We start from the raw sequence: 23,459 nt of genomic DNA on the forward strand, positions 1-23,459 counted from the left end.
AGTGCTCGGCCACGCGCCGGCCGAGGCCTCGGAGCGGTTCGGCGACCTGTGACGCACGGGACGCCCGGAGCCCGTCCCGTGCGCTTCGACGAACGCGCGCCTCCTCTTGGTGGTCCGGCACGAATACGCCGACCGCACCATGGCATACCGTCGCCAGTGAACATCCAGGAGGAAAGGCGGTAAGTTGATCGCGGTCAGGGAGCTCCATGAGATCGCGGAGTTCGAGCGGCTCCTTGAGCTGTACAACGAGATCTGGCACTTCGAACGCGGCGACCCGCCCGTCACGCTCGAACTGATGTGTGCGTTCTCGCATGCCGGCAATTACGTGGCGGGGGCCTTCGACGGTGACCGGCTCGTCGGCGGCTCGGTCGGGTTCTTCGCCGCGGGCGGCGCGCTGCACTCCCACATCACCGGCACGACGGCGCAGCGGGGCGTCGGGCTGGAGCTAAAGCTACACCAGCGGCGCTGGGCCCTGGATCGCGGCCTGGAGCGCATCACCTGGACCTACGACCCTCTCGTACGCCGCAACGCGCACTTCAACCTGGCCAAACTCGGCGCTCACCCCCAGGAGTACCTGCCCTGCTTCTACGGCATCATGGAAGACGCCATCAACCAGGGCGACGATTCCGACCGCCTGTTCGTCTCCTGGCCGCTCACCGCACCCCACGTCGAAGCACTCGCACGCCGCGAGCCGTACGTCACGCCGATGCCAGAGGACGCCGTCGTGGCGCTCGCGGACGAAGGCGGGCGGCCAGTCGTCGGACGCGCCGACGCGGCGACGGTGCTGGTCGGTCTGCCCGCCGACATCGAGGCGTTGCGGCGGACCGATCCGGGCACGGCTAAGGCCTGGCGCCACGCCGTCCGCGAGGTGCTGGGAGACCTGATGGCCGAAGGCCGTCAGGTGACCAGGTTCTGCGAGAAGTCCTGCTATGTAGTGGAGAGAGTGTGAAGATCACTGGAGTAGAGCTGCGGCGGATCGCGATGCCGCTGGTGGCGCCGTTCCGTACCTCGTTCGGCACGGAGACCTCTCGCGACATCCTGCTGGTCAGGGTGATCACCCCGGACGGCGAGGGGTGGGGAGAGTGCGTGGCCATGGCGGAGCCGCTCTACTCCTCCGAGTACGCCGACGGCGCGGCCGAGGTGATCCGCCGCTTCCTGCTGCCCGCCCTCCCCAAGACGCTCGGCGTCTACGACGTCGCCCGGGCGCTCGCCCCGATCAAGGGTCACCGCATGGCCAAGGCCGCCCTGGAGACTGCCGTACTCGACGCACAGCTGCGGGCGTCCGGGGAGTCGTTCGGCCGGTTCCTCGGCGCGGCGAAGACCCGAGTGCCCTGCGGGGTGTCGGTCGGCATCATGGACTCGATCCCGGAACTTCTCGACGCCGTGGCGGGCTACCTCGACGATGGCTACGTCCGCATCAAGTTGAAGATCGAACCCGGCTGGGACGTCGAGCCCGTGCGCGCGGTGCGCGAGCGGTTCGGCGACGACCTGCTGCTCCAGGTGGATGCCAACGCCGCCTACTCCCTCACCGACGCCCGTCGGCTGGCCCGTCTGGACGCCTTCGACCTGCTGCTCATCGAACAGCCGCTGGCCAACGACGACCTCGTCCAGCACGCCAAACTGGCCAAGCAGCTCAAGACGCCCATCTGCCTGGACGAGTCGATCGAGTCGGCGGAGCACGCCGCGGCGGCGATCGCCCTCGGCGCCTGCTCCATCATCAACATCAAGCCGGGCCGGCTCGGCGGCTACCTCGAAGCGCGCCGCGTCCATGACCTGTGCCGAGCCAACGGTATCGCCGTCTGGTGCGGCGGCATGCTGGAGACCGGGCTCGGCCGGGCCGCGAACGTGGCGCTCGCGGCGCTGCCCGGGTTCAGGCTGCCGGGCGACACCTCGGGCTCGCGGCGTTACTACGCCACCGACATCACCGAGCCGTTCGAGCTGGCGGACGGGCACCTGGAGGTGCCGACCGGCCCCGGACTCGGCGTCGCGCCGATCCCGGAGGTGCTCGACGAGGTGACCACCTCCACCGAGTGGATCACCCTCTGAGCCGTGGCACCGCCGCCAGCAGCGCGCGCGTGTAGTCATGTGCCGGCTCACCGACAACCTGCTCGGCGGGTCCGTGCTCGACGATCCGGCCGTGGTGCATGACGGCTATTGTGTCGGCGACGTACCGGACGACAGCCAGATTGTGCGAGATGAACAACATCGACAGTCCGAGTTCGTCGCGCAGCCCGCGGACCAGGTTGAGCACCGCTCCCTGGACCGACACGTCGAGCGAGCCGGTGATCTCGTCGGCCACCAGCAGGGCGGGGTCCCCGCCCAGGGCGCGGGCGATCGCCGCCCGCTGCCGCTGACCGCCCGACAGCTCGCGCGGGTAACGCGCGGCCAGCTCGGCGGGCAGCTGGACAAGGCCGAGCAGCCGCGGCACCTCCGTGGCACGACGGCGCTTCTCGACGCCCTCCCCGACCGTCTCGCCGATCGTCATACGCGGGTCCAACGACGCGTACGGATCCTGGAAGACCATCTGGACCCGCGACGCGCCCTCGATCCCACCCGTGTAGGGCACGAGCCGGCTCACGGCCTTGGCCAGCGACGACTTGCCCGATCCCGACTCGCCGACGAGGCCGACGACGTGGCCCTCGGGGATCTCCAGGGTGACGTCGTCGACCGCGGTGAAGCCGCCGTAGCGCACGGTCAGCCCTTCGATCCTCACGAGGTGACCTCCCAGCAGGCGACCCGCTGCCGCGGGCCATGGACGACGAGTTCGGGACGTTGCGTCCGGCATTGTTCGGTGGCGAGCGAGCACCGGTCGGCGAACGCGCAGCCCATGCCGACCTGCGCCGGGGCCGGCTGGGTGCCGGGGATGCCGGCCAACGGACGGCTCCGGTCGGTGTCGAGGTCGGGCAGGGACGCGATGAGCGCCTTGGTGTAGGGGTGCACGGCACCGTCGGCAAGCCGGTCTGCGGGCAGTTCCTCGACCACACGACCTGCGTACATGACGACGACGCGGTCGCACAGCTCGCCGACGACGGCGATGTCGTGGGAGATGAACAGCAGGGCCGCGCCCGTCTCCTCGACGACCTCGCGCAGCAGCCGCAGGATCTGCCGCTGCACGGTCACGTCGAGAGCGGTCGTGGGCTCGTCGGCGATGATCAGGCGTGGCGTGCCCATGAGGCCCATGGCGATGACCGCGCGCTGGCGCATGCCGCCGGACAGCTCGTGCGGATGCTGGGCGGCGTGCTTGGCGGGGTCGGGCAGCTGGACGTGGCCCAGCCGGTCGACGGCGCGGCGGCGGGCATCCGCGCGGCTCGCGCCCTGATGGACGACGGCCACCTCGGCGAGCTGGCCGCCGACTTTCAGCGCGGGGTTGAGCGAGGCCATCGGGTCCTGGAACACCATGGCGAGCGCGGTGCCCAGTTCCTTGCCGGACATGGTGGCGACGTCGGCGCCACTGAGGCGCAGTCGGCCGTACGTCACTGAGCCGGGATAGGGAACGAGGCCGCCGATGGCGGCGGCGGTCAGGCTCTTGCCGCTGCCGGACTCCCCCACCAGGCCGACAATCTCCCCCGGCGCCACGGTCAGAGACAGCCCGCGCACGGGGGTCGAGCCGCCCGGGAACGAGACGGTCAGGTCGCGGACCTCGAGGACGGCGTCCGGGTCCGGCTCTCCAGCGGGTTCCGGCGGCTCAGGGCGGACGGTATCGTGCTGCCCGGCCGAGGAGCGGGCGGCGGCCCTGGCCAGGGTGTCGCCCAGCAGGTTGAAGCCGATGCCGGCCAGTGCCACGGCCGCCGCGGGACCGAGCGCGACCACGGGAGTGACGTAGATCCGCGCGAACCCGTCGAACAGCAGGCGCCCCCAGTCGAAGTCCGGCGGCTGCACGCCGAGGCCCAGGAACGACATGCCGGCCAGGCCGAGCAGCGCGCCACCGAGCGACTGGGCGAGGTTGAGGATGAGCGGTTCGGCGATGTTGGGCAGAATGTGCCGGGCGAGGATGCGGCGGCGGGGCACGCCGAGCATGCGGGCCGCGGCCACGTAGTCGGCGCCGGCGACCGAGGCTGCCAGGGTCTGGGTGAGCCGAGCGAAGCCGGGCGCGATAGCCACGCCTATTCCGAGCACCGCACCGCGCGCGCCGAGCCCGCTGGCCACCGCCGTGAACATGGCCAGCAGCAGGCCGGGGAAGGCCATCAGGGCGTTGACCGCGCCGGTGACCATCCGGGCGGCCCGGCGGGGCAGCACGGACGGGAGCGCGCCGAGCAGGATGCCCCCGACGGCGCCGATGAGCGTGGCCGCCATCGCCAGCGCCAGCGAGTAACGGCCCGCCACCAGGACCCGGGCGAGCAGGTCCCGGCCCAGGTTGTCGGTGCCGAGCGGGTGTTCGGCGGAGGCGCCCTGGAGGATGGCGCCGGCGTCGATGCGTTCTGCGGCCTCACCCCAGATGATGGGCCCGGCCACGGCCAGCACCGCCATGAGCAGCACCAGCACGCCGCCGATCAGCGCGGGGGCACTGCGCCACACGCTATCCCGGGGCCTCGCCCCTTTCTTCGCGCGCTCGGATGGCATGCCGTTCTCCTTCTCCGCGCCGCCGTCCACGGCCCGAGGGCCGTCCGGTGCCGTCCTGGCCCGCATCAGGCCGAGACCTCCTTGATCTCCGAAGTGGGATCGAGCGCGCCGAGCACCAGGTCCACGACGAGGTTCACGATCAGCACGATGGCGCCGTACACGAGGATCACGGCCTGCGCGACCGGGTAGTCCTTCTGCGTGATCGACTCGACGATCTTCAGACCGAGTCCGGGCCAGGCGAAGACGTACTCGACCAGGACGCTGCCGGCGATCAGCGAGGTCAGCAGCAGGCCGCCCACGGTCAGGGTGGCCGTGAGGGTGTTGGGCAGCACGTGCCGCAGGTGGAGCCGGGCCGTGGGCAGCCGCTTGGCGCGGGCCAGGCGCACGTAGTCGGTCCCCAGCTCTCGCAGGGTCTCGACGCGGGTGATCCGGGCGATCATGGCGATCGGCCCGGCCGACAGGGCTGCGACGGGCAGCACGTACGTGAGCGGCCCGGCCTTGCCTGCGGGCGGAAACCAGCCGAGGCTGACGGCCAGCACGGCCACCAGCGCGATCGAGTACAGGAACTCGGGCACTGCCACGGCGGTGCCGGTGACCGTGCCGAAGGCCAGGTCGGTGCCGCGATTGCGGCCGTTCTCGGTGCGTACGGCGACCCACATGCCGAGCGGCACCGCCACGATCAGCGCCACGGCGGTGGCCAGGAGGGCCAGGGTCAGGGTGTTCGGCAGGCGGGCCGCGATGACGTCGCCCACCGCCTCCCCCGTCAGGAAGGACGTGCCGAAGTCACCGGTCAGGACGTTGCCGACGTACGTGATGAACTGCTCCGGCAGGGGGCGGTCGAGACCGAGCGCGGCCGTTCGGGCCTCGACCAGCTCGATCGGGGCGGCCGGTCCGAGCGAGGCACGCACCGGGTCGCCCGGGATGAGGTGGATCATCGCGAACGACGCCACCAGCAGCACCGCCAGCGACACGGCGAACCGCACGATCCGGCGCACGGCCGTACGAAGCGTCCTTCGCGCAGCCGTGCTCCCCGCTTTGCTGCCCGGATGCTCCGGGGTCCGGGGGTCGCTCACTAGTCTCCTTGCGTGAGGCGGATCGAGGTGGGCACCAGGGCCCCGGCCGTGGTGGTGAACGTGGCGCCCTTCGCTGCCACCAGTGTCGTGTTGTCCACCACGGGCACCAGGTCGGCGTTTTCGAACAGGGCCGACTCCGACTCCAGCCACAGCGGGCAGGCCTGGGCGGCGGGGAGCTTGCTCGCCTTGGCGACGAGCTCCTCGTAGCGCTTGTTGGCCAGGTGGGCGAAGTTGGCGCCCTTGGGGGCGGACGGCCCCGACAGGAAGCCGACGAGCTGGCTGGGCAGGGTGACGCCGATCGGCAGCCACACAACGTCCCAGTCCTGGGTGGCGTTGAGCGACTCCGACAGCTTCGTGTCGATCACACCGTTCAGCTTCACCTCGACGCCGAGCTTCTTCCACGCCTCGGCCATGTACTCGGCGGCGGCCTGGAAGCCGGGGCCGCGGGTGGTGGCGTACATGTAGCGCAGGCTCAGCCGCTTGCCGTCCTTGGCCCTGAACCCGTCGGCGCCCAGCTTCCACCCGGCCGCGTCGAGCGCGGTCGCGGCGGCCGCGGCGTCGTAGCCGGGCACGTGCCCGGCGACGGAGTCGCCCTGGCAGGGACGGGGCGCCAAGACCAGGCCGGTGGCCGGCTTGCCGGTGCCGCCGGAGGCGATGCCGGCCAGCTCCTGGAGGTTGAGCGCCTGTGTGAGGGCCTTGCGGACCTCCGGGTCGCGGGCAGGCCGGTCTTCACCCTGGTGGTAGAAGAACTGGCCGTTGCTCGCCGAGATCGACTGCTTGGTCACGCTCGGGGACGCCTCGACGCGCGAGCGGTCGGGACCGTTGAAGGCGGCACCGTTGAGGGAGCCGGTGATGAGCAGGTTGGCGGAGGTCTGCTCGTTCGGCACGACCTTCATCACCACCGTCTCCGGCAGATCCTTGGCGGTGGCGCCGGCGGGACCCCAGGCGTAGTCGCGCCGGACCTTGAACGTGTAGTGGTCGCTGGGGACGGCCTCGGTGATCTGGTACGGCCCGCTGCCGGAGGTGGCCCGGGCGATCGAGGCGCGGTCCTTCACCCCCTTGCCGCAGACGATGAACATCGCCCGCGTGCTCTCCAGGATGAAGCTGAACGGCTCGGGCGTGGACAGCGTCACGGTGCCGGCGGCGTCGTCGGACTTCGCCTTCATGCCCGCGGGCACCAGCACGCCGTAGATGGGCGACTTGGTGGCGGGGTCGGCGATGTGATTGACGTTGTCGGCCACGTTCGAGGGGGTCACCGGGGAGCCGTCCGAGCAGGTGACGCCCTTGCGCAGGGTGAAGGTGACCGAGTTGGGCTTGACATCCCACTTCTCGGCCAGCGCGGGGACGGTCTTCCCCGATTCGTCGACGGAGACGAGCGTGTCGTAGGCGAGGGACAGCACGTTGTTGGTGACCGTCAGCACGGCCGTGGCGGGGTCGAGGGCCCCGGGGTCGGCCGGGATCGCGAATGTGAAGGTGCCGCCCGTGGCCGGCTTGCCCTGCTCGGGACCGCTCGTCGTGCCTCCGCACGCGGCCGTGAGCAGAGCGAGCCCGGCGAGGGCCGCGACTGCTGGTTTTGTCATGAGGACTCCAGACGAGCACGGGGGGTGTGCACAACCTTCCTGCCTGCGCAGATCCGGTTCTATGTGCCTGCACACGAAAAAGCCGGGAAGGCTCGTGCTAGCGACCGAAGATCCGCATCTGCAGCATCGCGGTGAGCCGGGCGTCGGGGTCGGACAGGTCGAGGCCGCTGATCTCGACCAGGCGCTTGAGCCGGTAGCGGAAGGTGTTGGCGTGCACGTGCACCCGGGCGCTGGCCGCGTTGACGTCGCCGAACGCGTCGAGATAAGCCCGCAGGGTGGGTGCCAGCTCGGTGCCGTGCTCGGCGTCGTGGTCGAGCAGCCGCTGATAGGGACCGGTGGGCGTCTGCTCCTCGGCCGCGGCCACGTCGGCGACCTGCAGCAGCAGCGACTCGAAGTGCACGGTCGTGTAGCCGGCGACCTGACCGGTGGTGTCTCGGGCGCGCAGCACGCGCAGCGCCCGGTCGGCGTCCGCGCGCGACCTGGCCACCTGCGAAAGGTTGGCGGCCAGGCGGCCCACGCCGATGTTGGCGGCATGGCGGGGCCCGACCCTGGCCAGGAAGCTCTCCGCCACGCGTACGGCCCGCGCCTCCTCGTCTCCCATCGAGTGCAGCGGCAGCACGGCGTACGCGACGGACCCGACGAGCGCGGCGGCGGCCTTGGGGTGGATGGCGGCGACGTGCAGCGCCAGCGCGTCGCAGAACCGCTGCCGATCGCTCTCGCCGCGGGCGGGGTCGGCGGCGGCATCCTCCAAGACGAGCTGGGCGGCCAGCACGCAGAGCCGGGCGGTGGCGATGCCCAGCCGCCCTGCCGCCTCGGGCGCGTCGCCGCCGCCGGCCAGCACGGTGGACAGCAGGTCGGCGCGCAGGCGCCGCTGGGTGTCAGCCCCGGCCCGCTCCCGCAGCAACTGCAGCGCGACGATCTTGGCGGCGTCGGCGAGCGCGCGTTGCCGCTGCTCGCTGAGCGGCTCGCGCACGGCCACCCAGATGGAGCCGAGGATCTCGTCGCCGCTGCGCACGGCCACGGCGGCCCGGTTGATCACACCCTCGTCCTCGAGCTCCATGTAGATGGGCTCGCGACTCTGGTAGAGCTGTTTGAAGAAGCCGCGCTCGTCGAGCATCCGCAGGTAGCGCTCGGGCACCTGACGGCCGAGGACGGTCTCCACACGGCCCGGGTCGGCCTCGTCCTGCCGGCCGGAGAAGGCAAGCACCCGGGACGACCTGTCCTCGATGGTGACGGGCGCATCGAGCAGCGCGCAGACGGCGTTGGCCAGCGAGAACAGGTCTCCCTGCGGTCCTTGCTCGGGCTCGGCCAGGTCGGCCTCGGCCAGCAGGGAACGCAGCAGCGCGGCGACCTGCGCCCAGGAGGCGGCCCTGGTGAGGCCGAGCACGGCGACGCCGGTCTCCAGCACGGCGGCGCGGACCTGCTCGTCGACGTCCACGGGCAGCTTCACGACGACGCCTGCGGCGGCGGGCGCGAGTTTGATGAGTGAGCAGATCTCCGCGGCCCCCCGCACGCCGACCGCAAGCAGGATCCCACCCGCCGGGACGATCAGCTCGTCGAGCGGATCGAAGATGTGCACGCCGGTGACCTCGGCGTCGAGATCACCGGGTGAGGCTGCCACGTCGAGGACGGTGGTGCCGAGGTCCTGCAGGATTCGTCCCAGGCTGGCACGGGGACGGGTCCTCACACGCTCACGATAGTCCACGAAAACCGACATCAGCGTAGCCGGTCAACGGCCAGGCGGGCGGCGCGGCCGATGGCGGCGTCCGCGGCGGGCAGGCGGGATCGAATGACGTCACTGCGTACGAACACGGCGACGGCGTACCGCTTGCCGTCGGGGTACTCGACGACGCCCGACTCGTTGCGGATGCCCCACAGGGTGCCCGTCTTGCCCGACACCTTCACCTCGTCGGGGAAGCCCGCGGCCAGCCGGTGCGGCCAGATCTGCTCGCCCATGACCTTCCGCACCTCGGCGCACGCCTCGGGAGAGCCGGCCTGGTCGCGCCAGATGAGGCTCAGCAGCGTCGTGGTCTCGCGCGGCGTGCCGGCGGTGGTGCGGGCCGGGTCGCGTACGGCCATGGCCCGCAGCTCGTCCTGGGTGGCGGCGTCCCAGTCCTCGCCGATGTCCTCGGTGACCTGCTGGAACAGCTCCGCGCACCCGCCGATGAGCCGCGTGCGGCGCAGCCCGAGCGCGGCGAGGGTGCCGTTGACCCGGTCGAGCCCGACGCGGCGGAGCAGCACGTCGGTCGCCGCGTTGTCGGACATCGTGATCATGAAGTGGGCCAGGTCGCGCAGGGTGAGCGACACGTCGTCGAGGCAGCCGGAGGTGCCGATGCCGCCGTCCTTGTCGGCCGCGGTGACGGTGAGCCGCTCGGTGCGGCCGATCTCGCCCGCGGCGGCCTGCCGGGCGTACTCCAGCGCGATCGCGATCTTGAAGACCGAGGCGAGCACGACGGGTTCGTCCGGGTCCAGCCCGATCTCGGCGTCGCCGTCCACCTCTCTGGCGTGCAAGAAGCCCCGCACGCCCGCTTCGGCGAACACCGCCCGCAGGTCAGGCACGGGCCACCGCACGGCCGTTGTGCAGGTAGGCGGCCTTCCCGTCCCGCATCACGAACGTGACCACATCGTGTCGGCCGCCCTCGGCCTCGATGGCGATGAACGACTCGCCGTCAAGGTGCACGTACCGGGTGGTCGTGCGGGCGGCGCCCATGCTCTCCATGAGGGGGCCGGGGATGAGCGTGACGTCCAGGCCGTCTCCGGCGGCGGCGACCTCGTAGCCGAGTTGGGGGCCGGTGTAGAGGCCCGCGTACGGGGTGCCGTCCACGGGCTTCGGCGCCTCCGGAGGCAGGGGCTCCGCGGGCACCATCAGGGCGGTCGCTTCCTCGATGACCGGTCGCGCCACGTCAGCCATGAGGCCGAAGAACGAGCCGCCGTTCCCGCTCATCGCGATGAAGAAGTCCGACTCGGGAACGACACGCCAGAACGTGCTCTGCCCGGGCGTGCCACCGTCGTGGCCGAACGCGCCCCAGTCGAACAGCTCCACACCGAGGCCCCACCGGTCGGACAGCGCGCCACCGCCACCGGGCACGTGGACCTGCGGCGTGAGCATCGCGGCCACCGACTCCTCCGACAGCAGCCGGGTGCCGTTCGGCGCCAGGCCGCCGGCCGCCAGCGCCCGGCCGAACGCGACCAGTTCACGCGGTGCCAGGCACATGGTGGAGCCGGCCGGGGCGTTGGAGCGGGGCATCTGCCAGCCGGGGTAGACGGCGGCGTCCGGCCCGACGTGGCCCGCCGACGCGCGGAAGAGCACGGCCTCCTCGCCGAACAGCGCCGCGTGCGTGGCGCCCAGGGGGGTGAGCAGGCGTTCGCGCAACGCCTGCTCCCAGGTGCCGCCGCGCAGCTTGGCCACCAGCGCGCCGAGCACGCAGTAGCCGGCGTTGCAGTAGGAGAACAGCTCACCCGGCTCGTGCACGTGCCCGGCGGTGCGCAGGTGGACGAGGAACTTGTCCAGACAGTCGTCACCGCGCCCGGTGTCCTCGAACACGTCGCCGTCGAAGCCGGCCGTGTGCGTCAGCAACTGGCGGACGGTGACGCCGCCGAACGCGAAGTCCGGCAGGTACTCCCCCACCGGTTTGTCGAGCTCGGCCAGGCCGTCCTCCACGAGCTGCATGACCAGCGCGGCCGTCCACACCTTCGTGGTGGAGCCGACCTGGAACACGCTGTCCGTCGTCGTCTCCACACCGGTGGCCGTGTTGACCACGCCGGTGGCGGCCTCGTGCAGCCGACCGTCGTGCCACACCGCGACGGCCGCGCCGGGCACGCCGTGCTCGCGCGCCGCCTCGGCGAGGCGATCCCGCAGGTCCATGTTGATCTCCTCAGCTGACCTTGGGAGTGGCGCGGGCGCCCAGGTGCACGTATCGGGTGCCGTCGGCCAGCTCGAAGAACACGGCCGCCATCCAGTCGCGGGTGCCCGGCGTCTGGAAGAGGAACAGGTTCTCGTCGACCGGGACGAAGTCCGACTCTTCGGGCTCGTGCAGGGCGGCCAGCTCGCCGGTGGCCTCGAAGTGCAGGCGGGCCTTGCCGTCGTCGAGCACGCTCACCGTGATCCGGGCGCCGACCCGCTCGTAGACGCCCGCGTACGGCGCGACGTCCACGTCGGCCGGTGTCTCCGGCAGGGACGGCGTGGGCGGCACGGTCAGGCCGTCGAGCCCGGCGAACAGCTCGGTGGCGACGGCCCGGGTGAACTCGCCGCTCCGGCCGCCGTTGGCGGTCACGCAGACGACGGTCCCGGTGTCGGGCACGACCCACAGCATGGCGTGCTGGCCGATGGTGTTGCCACCGTGGGAGATGACCTTGTGGCCGCTCCACTCGTCGATGATCCAGCCGATGCCCCACTGCTTGCCCAGCGTGTACGGGTTGGGGATGTCGACCTGTGGCTCCCACATGGCGCTCGGGTTCTCCAGCAGGCCGCCCTCCAGGTGGGCGCGGCCGAAGGCCACCACGTCGGCCGGTCGGGCGCAGATCAGCCCGGCCGGGCCCATCGACCGCATGAGGCCCCACATCGGGACGGTATTGCCGTCCTCGTGGCCCATCGCGGCGCGGAAGCGCAGCACGTCCTCCGGCAGCGTCCAGGTGTGGGTGAGGCCGAGCGGCTCGCAGATGCCCTCGCGTAGGACGTCGTCCCAGCGCTTGCCGGTCAGTTGCTCCAGCACCCGGCCGGCGATGACGAACCCGGAGTTGCAGTAGGACTGGGTGACCCCGAGCGGGTGGTTCTGTGCCAGGGTCGCGCAAGCCTCCACGTACTTCTCCACGCAGTCGTCGCCGCGACCCGTGTCGATGAACTGGTCGCCGTCGATGCCGCTGGTGTGGGAGAGCAGGTGCCTGATCGTCACGTTCTTGGTGATCTCGGGGTCGGCCACCTTGAACTCGGGCAGTACCTCGATGACCGGCGTGTCCAGCGTAAGCCGGCCCTGCTCGACCTGCTGCATGATCAGAGTCGCGGTCCACACCTTGGTGACCGAGCCGATCTGGTAGAGCGCGTCGGTGGTCGCCTCGACGCCGGTGTCGACGTTCAGCGTGCCGGCCGCGAACTCGTGCAGCTCGCCTTGGTGCCAGTACGCCAGCGCCGAGCCGGGAACCTCGTACTCGGCGATCAGCTCGCGGAGCCGCTGACCCATTGCTCCAGCCACGCGATGATCCTCTCGTTGTAGTCGTACCTGTGCGAGGGACGCCCGCTCAGGATGAACAGATGGCTTGCGCCGGGATAGCGCACCAGCTCGACGGGCACCCGGCTCTCGCGCAGGGCGGAGAACCACTGCTCCGCCTGGCCGACGGGGCAGCGGTCGTCGTCCTCGCCGTGCAGAATGAGCGTCGGAGCGGTGACGTCCGCGACGTGGGTGATGGGCGACTGGGCGGCCAGGTCACCGGCGTACTCGTGCACCTTCATCAGATGGCCGAGGTCGGAGGTGCCGCTCAGGCTCGTCAGGTCGCTCACGCAGCCGCCGGGGATCGCGGCCTTGAACCTGCCGGTCGTGGCCGACAGCCAGCAGCTCATGTAGCCGCCGTAGCTGTAGCCGGTGACGGCCAGCCGGTCGGGGTCGGCGACGCCGTCGGCGATCAATGCGTCGATGGGGGTGAGCAGGTCCTGGGCATCGGCCAGCCCCCAGGCGCCGATGGAGGCGGTGTAGAAGTCCTCGCCGTACCCGTCACTGGCCCGCGGGTTGACAGTGAGGATGGTCCAGCCGCGGGCGGCGAGAAGCTGGTGGTAGAGGTGGATGCCGTCGAAGACGGGCGACCAGGCGTTGTGCGGGCCACCGTGCACATCGAGCAGCAGTGGGCCGGGCATCTGCGCGGTCTCGTCGCGCAGAACGAAACCCTCGACCTGGGTGCCGTCGGGGGCGGTGAATGTGCGGCGGCGGGCGGTGAACAACTCGACGTCGTCGAGGCCGTAGTCGGTAAGCCGGGATATATCCGGCGCTGACGCGCCAGATATATCCGACATTTCGCCCGACATTACTTTTTTCGCGCCTGAGGTCATCAGGTAGACGTCTCCCGCGCTGTACTGCGTCGCCGCCACGTACGCGACCACCCCCGCCGCTGTGCTGATCCCCGAGATGTTGACCTCACCGGGCACCAACCGCTCGCCAGGCGCCCCATCAGAGACGCGGTAAAGGTGCGTCGAGCCACCATCGCGCGCGCAGAACAGCAGATCCTCGCCGAGCAGCGCCGGGACGCCGCCGGGGTAGCCGGGAGCGCCAGTCATGATGTTCCGGTCGAGAGCCGTCTCCACCTCGGCCCACCCGCCAGGGCCGAGCGCGAACAGCCGTACGTGCCCCACCACGGTGCCCTCCAGTCCCGCGGCGACCAACCGGTCGCCGAGCCACCAGACGCCGCCGCAGATGAGGCCGGGATCCGTCAGCCGCTCCGGCACACCGCCCTTGGCCGCGTCGACGGCGTACGCGGCCCCGCCCGGCTCCAGGTCGCGGTCGGCGTCCATGGCGGCGGCGAACGCCAGGCGCAGGCCGTCGGGGGACCACGACGGCTCGCCCGCGTGGAAGTCGCCCTGGGTGGCCTGGACGGTCTCGCCGGTGGCCACGTCCGTGACGAACAGGTGCCTGGTCAGGCCGCGCAGCAGCCCGGCGCCGTCGGCTTTGTGGTCGAGTCGGCCGGTCACGACGGGGGCGTTCGGGTCGGGCATCCCGCCGTCCTCACCCGTTCCGACGAGTGCGGCGAACGCGATGCGGGAGCCGTCCGGAGACCAGACGGGCGCGCTGACGCCGAGCTTCGTGGAGGTCACCGGGGCGGGCTCGCCGCCGTCCATCGGCAACAGGTGGATCTGCGGCCTGCCGTCCATCGGCCGTAGGAACGCCAGCGTGCGACCGTCCGGCGACCACCGCGCGGCGCTGCCGGCGGCGAGGCGCCGGGGCTCGGCACCGGGAGCGGCCAGCCAGATCTCGGTGCGGTTCTCGTCGGAATCTCGGACGGCGGTCGTCAGTGTGTACGCCACCGCTCCCCCGTCGGGACGCACCTGGGGATCGGAAGGGACGGCGAGGCGGTAGAGGTCGTCGAGCGCGAGATGCGGCATGAACGAACCGTAAGCCTCCGCCGTCCGGGCATCTTCGGTGCTCCCGACGAACGACGCCGCCCGGCTTGTGCGGGAGCCCAACGCCCAGACCATGCCGGGGCGAAATTGGGCACCCTACGGGTTCCTGTCGCCCTTGCTAACAGCTGGGGCGAGCTCAGGCACGCTGCCCCGTGGAACCACCACTCATGCTGCTCGCGATCGACCCGGTGGTCTTGCCTCCCCACGACGCACGCGTGAACGTGCTGCTCGTCGAACGCGAGGTCGAGCCCTGCGGGGGCGCACCCGCCTCGCTACCGTGGCGGCCTTCGGCTATGACCTATGACACTGTGGGTTCGGTTGCATCTCTACGCTCCCGGACATGATCGGCGCATGAAGTACGTCGACCTCAACGCGTCGATGACCCTGCCCGGTGGTGTCATCCATGGTGTCATCAACCCGACCGAGTACCTGGAGCGGTTTCCCGAGTTCGCCGACGCGTTGCCGGCCGGTGCTCGCGCGCCCGGGAAGCGTCATGGTGGTCGCCCGGGACCCTGACCACCGCGTGGGTGGAGGCCGGCTGCCCCGAGAAGTCCCAAACGACGACATCCGGCACAATCACTGGATGTTCCGCTATCGATCCATCGCGCTCACCGGGCTGGCCGGACTTCCACCTAGAGTGGCGACGCACCCGGCCGCCAGCTGGGTCATGCAGGCGATGAAGAAATCGCCTTGTCCACGGTGTACGCCGTTACTCGGGCCTGCTGTTCTTTGCCCGCGCTACTGCTACAGAGGAGCGTCTCCAAAGAGGCGGAACTGCTGGCGCTTCGGCATCAGAACGCGGTCCTACGCCGTCAGGTCCCACGGATGCGTTACGAGCCGGCCGACCGCCTGTGGCTCGCAGCGCTCTCGCACCTGATACCCCGCTCCCGATGGGCGGAAATCTCCCCGATTACCCCGGCCACGTTGCTGGCCCGGCACCGCACACCTGTACCGCTCGAAAACACGGCTTCCGTGCTGCGGGCTGGGGTTTTGCTGCGCGTTCAGAGCTGCCGCTGCGACCATCTCAAGGTGTTGTTATCGCTGGTCTACCGGTTGGTGAGGTGCCTGCTCGCCGTGTTGACGGTGCTGGTCCGCTCTGATCTGTCCAAGGACGTTGAACTGCTGGCGCTCCGGCACGAGAACCAGGTACTCCGCCGTCAGATCAATGGCCGACCACGGTGGGACCGCACCGACCGGCTCTGGCTCGCGGCATTGTCTCGGCTGGTCCACCGCCGCCGGTGGGCAGAAGCCTTCCCGGTCACCCCGGCGACGATTCTGCGCTGGCACCGCAACCTGGTGGCGCGGAAGTGGACCTTCACCGACAGGCGACGCCCCGGACGGCCCAGCACCCACCGGCCGGTCAAGGCGCTGATCGTACGGATGGCGCGGGAGAACCCGCGCTGGGGGCATAAGAGAATCCAAGGCGAGTTGGCGCGCCTCGGCTACAACATCGCGGCCTCCACGGTATGGGAGATCCTGCACGCCGCGGGTATCGATCCGGCGCCCCGCCGGGCAGGGCCGACCTGGCGGCAGTTCCTGACCGCTCAAGCCCACGCGATCGTCGCGTGTGACTTCCTCGTAGTCGAAACGGTGCTTCTCAACCGGCTGTATGTGCTGGTCTTCATCGAGCACGGCACCCGGAGACTGCACCTGGCCGGAGTCAGCAGACACCCGACCGGAGCATGGACCACGCAGCAAGCCCGCAACCTGGTCATGGACCTGGGTGACCGTATCGCCGGGCTTCGATTCGTGATCCACGATCGGGACCCGCTCTTCACCTCCGGCTTCCGAAAGGTCTTCCAAGCCGAAGGGCTACGTATCGTCACCACCATGCCGCGGACACCGAGGATGAACGCCATCTGCGAGCGCGTCATCGGCACCCTGCGCCGCGAACTCCTGGACCGCATCCTGATCCTCAACGAACGCCAGCTGGCCCGTGTGCTCCACGAATACGTGATCCACTACAACGGGCACCGGCCGCACCAGTCCCGACAACAACGTCCCCCGGAGACCTCAACGCAGCCCGCCCGCGACGTGACCGACCTCAACGACCTAGGATCCGTCTGCCGAAAACCCGTCGTCACAGGCACGATCAACGAATACCACCACGCCGCCTAACCGCAGCTCAGACCACGTAACTCAATATTCGAGCGGCACACGAATAGATGTCCTGCACGGCCTGGCCAATGCTCTGGTCGCCGCGCAGCGCTGGCAGGAGGCCATCGAGGTGGCGGAGCTGGGCCTGGCCGAGGCGAAGCAGGACACCATCATCGCGAAGAACCTGCACAGAGCGCTGGGCCGGGCGTATGCCGGGCTCGGCGCGACCGGCGAGGCCCGCGAGCACCTGACCCGCGCGATCGAGGCGGCGGAAAAGTACCGATGGTGGATACCCGCAGCGCTCGACGAGACGAAGGCGGATCTGGCGACGCTCGACGCTGACCACAACACGTAACGAAGATCGACTCATGGCCGGTTTGCCGGTTCTCGGCTGAACCCGTACCTGATGAAACCAGGGCATCGTAGATCTCGACTCTGGGGACAAGCGCTTGGACATCGATGCCGTGCTCGACGCTGATGCCTGCCCACACCCGGCCCAAGCCGCTGGTATGGACCGACGACCGAGTCCGCGCCTGGCAGACCGACTACCACACCTACCGAGAGACGGAGAAGCAGCGCCGGGGCGGGCAGCGGGTCGATCCGATCGACGCCTACACCAGCGTGCCACGCCCCTCCCCGGTCATGGTCTGGACGCCAGCGCACACCCGCCTGTTCCTCGAAGAAGCCCGCCGTCACCGCCTGTTCGCCCTCTACCAGCTCATCGCCCTGCGCGGGCTACGCAGGGGCGAGGCGTGCGGGCTGCGCTGGCAGGAAGTCGACCTCGACGGCCACACCTTGACCGTCAACTGGCAGCTCGTGCAGCTGGCCTGGGACGTTCACGAGGGCACCCCGAAAACCGACGCCTCAGTGCGGACCATCGCCCTGGACACCGACACCGCCCGGGTGTTGCGCGTCCACCGGCAGCAGCAACTGCAGGAACGGCTGGCCATGGGCGAGGCATGGACGGACACCGGATTCGTGTTCACTCAGCCCGACGGCAGCCGCCTGCATCCTCAGCACGTCTCCGACCAGTTTCTCTGGCTGGCCTACCTCGCCGGCCTGCCGCCCATCCGCCTTCACGACCTCCGCCATGGCGCGGCCTCGCTGATGCTGGCCGCCGGGGTGGAGATGAAGGTGGTACAGGCAACCCTGGGCCACACCTCCAGCGCATTCACCGCCGACACCTACACCTCCGTCTACCCACAGGTAGCCACGGCTGCGGCCGAGAAGAGCGCCGCCTTGCTGTTCGGCAAGGAGAACCACGCCCAGCCCGGGCAAGTCATCTCGCTGAGGAGCTGACAGTCGGATTAAGCATTCGGCCCCAGCGGCACCTCCTCGGCTGCCATCCCCTGCCACAGCGCGAGGGCCCGGGTGTACGCGTCCAGGGCGCCGCTGGGATCCCGCCTGGCGGCCGTGCGCGGACAGCGCCTCGAACTGCAACAGGTCGAACTCCTCCGGCTCGACCCGTAACAGGTATCCGGCGTCCGCAGCGGCCCGAGAAGCCGGAACTTCACCTCACGCCGCCTACAGGGCGGATCCGCCCAGCCTTCGCAGCGCGACCCCGAGCAGGCGATCGCCCGCGAAGAAGCCGCGCTGCCGCGAGTCGACGCTATGGGGGTTGTCGCCGTAGACCACCAGCGAGCCCGCGGGCACGCGGTCCACACTGCCGTCGATCCCCGGCGGCACGGGGTCTCCCGGGAGGCCGACGGCGCGCTTGATGTTCCAGTGCCGGCCGTCCGTACCGAGAGGGCCGGGCAGGATCTTCCCGGTGGGATCGAGCGGGGGCTCGAGCACCACGACGTCGCCCTTGGGCACCTGGTCGAGCCGGCGCCGCCGGACCAGGACGCGGTCGCCGTCGCTGAGTGTCGGGGCCATGCTCGTCCCGTTGACGGTGACCACCACATAGCGCCGGCGAGCCACCAGGACGGCGGTCACCGTCACGAGAACACCGGCGAGCAACCCCAGGCTGATCAGCTTCATCGCTCACCTCCGCTCGGCCCTATTGATCTTCGTGTGGTTAAGATCGCCGCCGACTCTCCGAACTGTCAACACCGGGGCCCTGTCGCGTGGCGGCGGCGATGCGTTCGGCCAGCTGCCGCGAGCACCCGACCAGCTCGGGCGGCCCCTCGATCGTGTACGGCACGCCCACCGCGGCCAGCATGACGGCCAGCCACTCCCAGGAGTCGGCGGCGGTGACGTAGCGGCACGTGTCGTCGTCGATCGCCTCCAGCGAGCCGGCCTGGGCCATCAGCCGTCCGGAGACGTGGGCCAGCGGGGCGGCGAACCGCACCACGCCATGGCAGGGGCTGCCCTGCGGGAAGGCCACAGCCTCGCCGGAGGGCGGCTCGTGCGGAATGAACGTGGTGCCGGGAACGGCGAGGCGATCGATCCGGTCGAGGCGGAACGTGCGCCAGTCCTGGCGGTCGGCGTCCCAGCCGAGCAGGTACCAGTGGCCGCCGAACAGCACCTGCCGGTACGGCTGGACCCGGCGTTCCGTACTGCGCCCGGCGCGGCTGGTGTAGTGGAAACGGACGTCCTGGTGCGTGTGCGCGGCGGTGCCCAGCAGCTGCACGGTCCGCAGGTCCAACGGCCGGGCCACCCGCGACACGGCCTCGGTGGAGGCCGACAGCGCCTCGATCCGATGGCGCAGCCGCGGCGGGAGTGCCTGGCCGAGCTTGCGCAGCGCGCTGTCCGCCGCGGCGACGGCGCCGTCGGCGCGGGAGAGCGCGGCGAAGCGCAGTCCGACCACGGTCGCCACGGCCTCGTCGTCGGTGAGCACCAGCGGCGGCATGGCGCGGCCCGCCAGGAGCTGGTAGCCGCCGCCCGGACCCCGGAGCGAGGAGACCGGATAGCCGAGGTCGCGCAGCCGCTCGATGTCGCGCCGCAGCGTACGCGGAGAGGTACGCAGCGCCTCGGCGAGCGCGGCGGCCTGCCAGGCCCGGCCGTCCCGCAGGAGCGACAGGAGCTCCAGCAGCCGCTTGCTCGGATCGGGCATTCTGCCAGGTTCGCACATTGTGGCCATGATCTGACCACAACCCGGCCTAGCTTCACCGCATGGCACGCGATCACATCCGCATCGCCGGAGCACGGGAGCACAACCTGAAGGACGTCACCGTGGCCGTTCCGAAGGGCCGGCTCACGGTCGTCACCGGCGTCTCCGGGTCCGGCAAGTCGTCGCTGGTCTTCGGCACCATCGCTGCCGAGGCCCAGCGCCAGCTCAACGAGACCTTCACCGCGTTCGTCCGCAACCGGCTCCCCCGCTACGGCCGGCCGGACGTGGACGAGATCGAGAACCTGTCCGCCGCCATCGTCGTGGACCAGCGGCGCCTCGGCGGCAACGCCCGCTCGACGGTCGGCACCATCACCGACATCTATGCGCTCATGCGGCTGCTCTGGTCGCGGGCGGGCCGCCCGTTCGCCGGGTACTCGAACGCCTTCTCCTTCAACGATCCGCAAGGCATGTGCCCGCGGTGCGAGGGCCTGGGCACGACGCGTACCGTCGACGTCGACCGGCTCGTCGACCGCTGGCTGTCGCTCAACGAGGGCGCCATCCTCTTCCCCACGTTCCAGGTCGGAAGCTGGATGTGGCGGACGTTCGCCGAATCCGGCCTGTTCGACCTCGACAAGCCGCTGTCCGGCTACACGCCGTGGGAGTGGCAGGCCTTCCTGCACGGCGAGGGCGTGCCCGCGAGCCCGCGCGGCCGGAGCGGGCCGGCCGCCAACTTCGAGGGGCTGCTGCCGCGCTTCGAGCGGATCTGGCTGCCCAAGGACGTCGAGTCGCTCAGGGGCAGGACCCGGGAGGCCTACGAACGGGTGGTCACCGCGGGACCCTGCCCCACCTGTCACGGCGCCCGCCTCTCCGAGGCCGCGCTGTCCAGCCGGGTCGGCGGTCGTAACATCGCCGAGTGCGCGGCCATGGAGGCCGGCGAGCTGGTCGAGGTGATCAGGGCACTCGACGCCCCGGAGGCGCGGCCGGTGGCCGCCGCCGTCATCACCCAGCTGGAGCGCCTGATCTCGGTCGGGCTCGGCTACCTCACCATGAACCGGCCGACCTCGACGCTGTCCGGCGGTGAGTCACAAAGGGTCAAGATGGTACGCCACCTGGGCAGCAGCCTCATCGACATGACGTACCTCTTCGACGAGCCGAGCGTCGGCCTGCACCCGCACGACGTGGCCCAGCTGACCGCGCTCCTGCGTGAGCTGCGTGACAAGGGGAACACGGTCATCGTCGTCGAGCACGACCCCGACGTCATCGCGGTGGCGGACCACGTGATCGACCTGGGGCCGGGAGCCGGCCTGGACGGCGGCCAGATCGTCTACCAGGGCGACGTGGCCGGGCTGGCCGAGTCTGGCTCGGCGACGGGGCGGCACCTCCGGCACCGGCCGCGGCCGTTGGCGATCACGCGCGGCCCGGCGGGGTTCATCGAGATCCGCGGCGCCACCCGGCACAACCTGGACGGCGTCGACGTCGACATCCCGGTCGGGGCGCTGACCGTGGTGACCGGCGTCGCGGGGTCCGGCAAGAGCACCCTCATCCGGGGCTTCCTGCCCGAGGTGTGTACCGACGCCGTGCTCGTCGACCAGGCCGCGGTCCGCGGGTCCCGCCGCTCCAGCCCCGCGACGTACACCGGGATCCTCGATCCCGTCCGCGCGCTCTTCGCCGCCGAGAACGGGGTGAGCGCCTCGCTGTTCAGCCCGAACGCCGAAGGCGCGTGCCCGCGGTGCGGCGGGCTCGGCGTGATCTACACGGAACTGGCGTTCATGGACCCGATGGTCAGCACCTGCGAGGAGTGCGACGGCCGCCGGTTCACCCCTCGCGTCCTGCGGTACCGCCATCGCGGTCGCACGATCAGCGAGGTGCTCGACCTCACGGCACGGGAGGCGCTCGAGGTCTTCCCCGAACGGCGGATCCGCCGGGTGCTCGAGAGCCTCGTGGACGTGGGGCTCGGCTACCTGCCGCTTGGACAGCCGCTGAGCACCCTGTCAGGCGGGGAGCGGCAACGGCTCAAGCTCGCGAGCGAGCTTGACCGGCCCGGCCGCGTCTACATCTTCGACGAGCCAACCGCGGGGCTGCACATGTCCGACGTCGCCAGCCTCGTCGAACTGCTGAACCGCCTGGTCGACGGCGGCGCCACGGCGGTCGTGGTCGAGCACGACCTCGACGTGATCAGCCGGGCGGACTGGGTCATCGACCTCGGCCCCGGGCCGGGCCGCCACGGCGGGCAGGTGGTCTTCCAGGGCCCGCCACGCGACCTCGTCCACGCGCCGGGCTCCCTGACGGCCCGCCATCTGCGAGCACTCGGCTGACGCCTGGTGGCTTCGACCGAAGCCCGACCGAACGGCGCGCAGGCAGGGCCGCGGTACTCGGCGTCGGCTCTGACCGTGGCACGTAACGGCCGCCAGCACTGCCGACACCGGCGAGAACTCGCCATACGTTCACCGTACGCTCGGCATCCCCCGCGCTGTCAGGCGGGTGGGCCGAGGGGGACGCTCGACACCGACAACCCTTGTGCCTCGTCATCGTTCCGGCAGGCGGCGAAGCCCTGCTCGAGAGCAGGGCCTCGTTCCGGGGCCGGCAAGGAGCGCTTCGAGTCGCCGGCCAGATCCGGAGCGAGCGCGCCTGCACGTTCCAGGCCACCTACGCTGCCGGCTCCGGCCGGTTCCGCTGGCTGACTATGACGGACGAAGACGAATGAATCAGAAGTGGCCGCGCATCCGTACTGCGCTCCAGTAGGTGTGGGCTACCAGATAGCAGTTCGCGTTGTACCGCCAATCCAGTTGGATATCACACTCGCGCCGCATCTCCGCATAGAAGACGGTGTCCAGGTGATGCCTTTTACTGGCACTGGTCCAGCCGACGTCGGGGTAATTGCGGTAGCCGAAGTCATGGCGGGTGCATGGCGGTCTGAAGTCCACCCGTTTGAACCCGAATATAGGTCCCCACCCCCAGACCAGCGGCTGGTCGGGCCCGGGGCGCGAACAGAGGTCGGTGCTCCAGTTGAAGTTGTAAACCCCGTAGTGGTCGAGGGCGTTTCGCGCCTGCCAGAACATGTTGCGGCTGGAATCGGTGTTCAACGTCATGAGGTACAACAGCGAACGTTTACTGGTCCAGAGGGTGCCGTACGCGACATTGCTGTCGGTGGTGCCCGCCCTGTTCTCCGCCGTCACCTTGAACTCGTAGTCGCCCCACTGGACGTATTTGAAGGTGAGCGAGGTCCTCACGACCGGGTAACGCGCCCGGTGCCAGAAACCGCCTACTCGCCGATACCAGACCCAGTAATAAACGTTGCTCGTCGAGCTCGGATTCCAGTCGAGGTTGACGTATCCCAGGTGGCCATCCGCCCTGAGCGCGGTCGGTGCCTGGGGGGTAGGAGTCTAGGCCCGCCGCGCACCACGTTGGACGCTGGGCTCTGGTCGACGAGGTTCGCCGCGACGATCTTGAAATCGTACGGCTGGTCGTTCCACAGCGGGTATCCGAGCCGGGCGGAGGTCTTCAGAGTCGGGACCTGGAAGTAGTACCAGTCGCTGGAGGTGGCCGACTTGAAGAACACCCAGTAATAGACGGGGGGATCCGGGCTCGGCTGCCAGGACAGCTCGACCCTGCCATCGCCGGTGCCCGTGATTGCCAGACCCGTGGGGGCCCGGGGCCGGGTCATCCTCGGAGTGGCTTCCACCGTGTTGGTGGCGGAGCTTGGCCCGTAGCGGTTGACCGCGACGACCCGGAACTCGTAGCGGAAGTTGTTCCACAACGGTTTCTCCGCCCGTGCCTTCGAGTCGAGGGCCTTGAGGGGGAGGATGTACCATCCGCTGCCGCCGTACGGTTTGAAGTGAACCTGATACCAAGCCCCCGTATCGCGGCTGGGGTCCCAGTCGAGGTCGACGTATCCGTCGCCGACGTGGGTGACCCTCAGGTTGCTGGGTGGCCCGGGGAATCCGGGGATGTCGTCGGCCTCGGGCCTTGCGGGTTTGTCTCGGCTCCCGGGTCGGAGCAGTGGTCGGGGCCGGGCATCCTCGAGCTCGTGGCGCTCCGTCTCTTCTATCTGATCT

General features: G+C 70.3%; 20 protein-coding genes. 7 read left to right on the top strand and 13 right to left on the bottom strand.

Features of this window, described 5'->3' with window-relative positions; translation table 11 throughout:
- The first annotated feature begins 184 nt into the window (after window positions 1-184).
- Complete coding sequence (locus ACQPWU_RS47740) at window positions 185-949, top strand: GNAT family N-acetyltransferase (RefSeq protein ID WP_433432817.1); 765 nt, start codon at window positions 185-187, stop codon at window positions 947-949.
- A complete protein-coding gene (menC, locus tag ACQPWU_RS47745; RefSeq protein WP_433432819.1) occupies window positions 946-2,046 on the top strand; it encodes an o-succinylbenzoate synthase in 1,101 nt (366 codons plus the stop codon). The genes ACQPWU_RS47740 and menC overlap by 4 nt, the downstream gene beginning before the upstream one ends.
- Here menC and ACQPWU_RS47750 read toward each other — a convergent pair.
- From ACQPWU_RS47750 to ACQPWU_RS47790, 9 genes are all read right to left on the bottom strand, one after another.
- A complete protein-coding gene (locus ACQPWU_RS47750) occupies window positions 2,036-2,713 on the bottom strand; it encodes an ABC transporter ATP-binding protein (RefSeq protein ID WP_433432821.1) in 678 nt (225 codons plus the stop codon). The genes menC and ACQPWU_RS47750 overlap by 11 nt on opposite strands.
- The gene (locus tag ACQPWU_RS47755; RefSeq protein WP_433432823.1) at window positions 2,710-4,626 is read right to left on the bottom strand and encodes a dipeptide/oligopeptide/nickel ABC transporter permease/ATP-binding protein; all 1,917 of its coding nucleotides are present in this window, start codon (window positions 4,624-4,626) and stop codon (window positions 2,710-2,712) included. The genes ACQPWU_RS47750 and ACQPWU_RS47755 overlap by 4 nt, the downstream gene beginning before the upstream one ends.
- Complete coding sequence (locus tag ACQPWU_RS47760; protein ID WP_433432825.1) at window positions 4,626-5,633, bottom strand: ABC transporter permease; 1,008 nt, start codon at window positions 5,631-5,633, stop codon at window positions 4,626-4,628. The genes ACQPWU_RS47755 and ACQPWU_RS47760 overlap by 1 nt, the downstream gene beginning before the upstream one ends.
- Complete coding sequence (locus ACQPWU_RS47765; protein WP_433432827.1) at window positions 5,633-7,213, bottom strand: ABC transporter substrate-binding protein; 1,581 nt, start codon at window positions 7,211-7,213, stop codon at window positions 5,633-5,635. Before ACQPWU_RS47765 ends, ACQPWU_RS47760 begins: the two co-directional genes overlap by 1 nt.
- A gap of 97 nt (window positions 7,214-7,310) precedes the next feature.
- Window positions 7,311-8,900: a PucR family transcriptional regulator gene (locus tag ACQPWU_RS47770; RefSeq protein WP_433432829.1), complete on the bottom strand. Its 1,590-nt coding sequence runs from the start codon at window positions 8,898-8,900 to the stop codon at window positions 7,311-7,313.
- Between the two features lie 29 nt (window positions 8,901-8,929).
- Window positions 8,930-9,772, bottom strand: coding sequence for a serine hydrolase (locus tag ACQPWU_RS47775; protein WP_433432830.1), 843 nt, complete (start codon window positions 9,770-9,772; stop codon window positions 8,930-8,932).
- Window positions 9,765-11,078: a serine hydrolase domain-containing protein gene (locus ACQPWU_RS47780; RefSeq protein WP_433432832.1), complete on the bottom strand. Its 1,314-nt coding sequence runs from the start codon at window positions 11,076-11,078 to the stop codon at window positions 9,765-9,767. Before ACQPWU_RS47780 ends, ACQPWU_RS47775 begins: the two co-directional genes overlap by 8 nt.
- A gap of 10 nt (window positions 11,079-11,088) precedes the next feature.
- Entirely contained in the window at window positions 11,089-12,402 is a 1,314-nt protein-coding gene (locus tag ACQPWU_RS47785) for a serine hydrolase domain-containing protein (protein WP_433432834.1), read from the bottom strand.
- The gene (locus tag ACQPWU_RS47790) at window positions 12,366-14,297 is read right to left on the bottom strand and encodes a S9 family peptidase (protein ID WP_433432836.1); all 1,932 of its coding nucleotides are present in this window, start codon (window positions 14,295-14,297) and stop codon (window positions 12,366-12,368) included. The genes ACQPWU_RS47785 and ACQPWU_RS47790 overlap by 37 nt, the downstream gene beginning before the upstream one ends.
- A gap of 369 nt (window positions 14,298-14,666) precedes the next feature.
- Between ACQPWU_RS47790 and ACQPWU_RS47795 the strand changes: the two genes are divergently transcribed.
- The 4 genes from ACQPWU_RS47795 to ACQPWU_RS47810 all read left to right on the top strand — a co-directional run bounded on the left by ACQPWU_RS47795 (window position 14,667) and on the right by ACQPWU_RS47810 (window position 17,711).
- On the top strand, window positions 14,667-14,831 hold the full coding sequence (locus ACQPWU_RS47795) for a hypothetical protein (protein ID WP_433432838.1): 165 nt from the start codon (window positions 14,667-14,669) through the stop codon (window positions 14,829-14,831).
- A gap of 309 nt (window positions 14,832-15,140) precedes the next feature.
- Window positions 15,141-16,433: an integrase core domain-containing protein gene (locus ACQPWU_RS47800; RefSeq protein ID WP_433432840.1), complete on the top strand. Its 1,293-nt coding sequence runs from the start codon at window positions 15,141-15,143 to the stop codon at window positions 16,431-16,433.
- Window positions 16,434-16,542: 109 nt separating this feature from the next.
- Window positions 16,543-16,767 carry a hypothetical protein gene (locus tag ACQPWU_RS47805; protein WP_433432842.1) on the top strand — a complete coding sequence of 75 codons (225 nt, stop codon included), beginning with the start codon at window positions 16,543-16,545 and terminating at the stop codon, window positions 16,765-16,767.
- A 122-nt stretch (window positions 16,768-16,889) separates the two neighbouring features.
- Window positions 16,890-17,711, top strand: coding sequence for a site-specific integrase (locus tag ACQPWU_RS47810; protein WP_433432844.1), 822 nt, complete (start codon window positions 16,890-16,892; stop codon window positions 17,709-17,711).
- A gap of 225 nt (window positions 17,712-17,936) precedes the next feature.
- Here the strand turns inward: ACQPWU_RS47810 and ACQPWU_RS47815 are convergent, their stop codons facing one another.
- Together ACQPWU_RS47815 and ACQPWU_RS47820 are read right to left on the bottom strand one after the other, a co-directional pair.
- Window positions 17,937-18,392 carry a S26 family signal peptidase gene (locus ACQPWU_RS47815; protein WP_433432846.1) on the bottom strand — a complete coding sequence of 152 codons (456 nt, stop codon included), beginning with the start codon at window positions 18,390-18,392 and terminating at the stop codon, window positions 17,937-17,939.
- A gap of 37 nt (window positions 18,393-18,429) precedes the next feature.
- Window positions 18,430-19,407, bottom strand: coding sequence for a helix-turn-helix transcriptional regulator (locus ACQPWU_RS47820; protein WP_433432848.1), 978 nt, complete (start codon window positions 19,405-19,407; stop codon window positions 18,430-18,432).
- 59 nt (window positions 19,408-19,466) lie between these two features.
- Between ACQPWU_RS47820 and ACQPWU_RS47825 the strand changes: the two genes are divergently transcribed.
- Window positions 19,467-21,719, top strand: a complete 2,253-nt coding sequence (locus ACQPWU_RS47825) for an ATP-binding cassette domain-containing protein (protein WP_433432850.1) — start codon at window positions 19,467-19,469, stop codon at window positions 21,717-21,719.
- Between the two features lie 390 nt (window positions 21,720-22,109).
- Here ACQPWU_RS47825 and ACQPWU_RS47830 read toward each other — a convergent pair whose 3' ends face one another.
- Complete coding sequence (locus tag ACQPWU_RS47830; protein WP_433432852.1) at window positions 22,110-22,634, bottom strand: phospholipase A2; 525 nt, start codon at window positions 22,632-22,634, stop codon at window positions 22,110-22,112.
- Window positions 22,635-22,666: 32 nt separating this feature from the next.
- Window positions 22,667-23,161, bottom strand: coding sequence for a hypothetical protein (locus ACQPWU_RS47835; RefSeq protein WP_433432854.1), 495 nt, complete (start codon window positions 23,159-23,161; stop codon window positions 22,667-22,669).
- Window positions 23,162-23,459: the final 298 nt, after the last annotated feature.

Source organism: Nonomuraea sp. CA-141351 (assembly GCF_050944675.1).
Lineage (GTDB): Bacteria > Actinomycetota > Actinomycetes > Streptosporangiales > Streptosporangiaceae > Nonomuraea.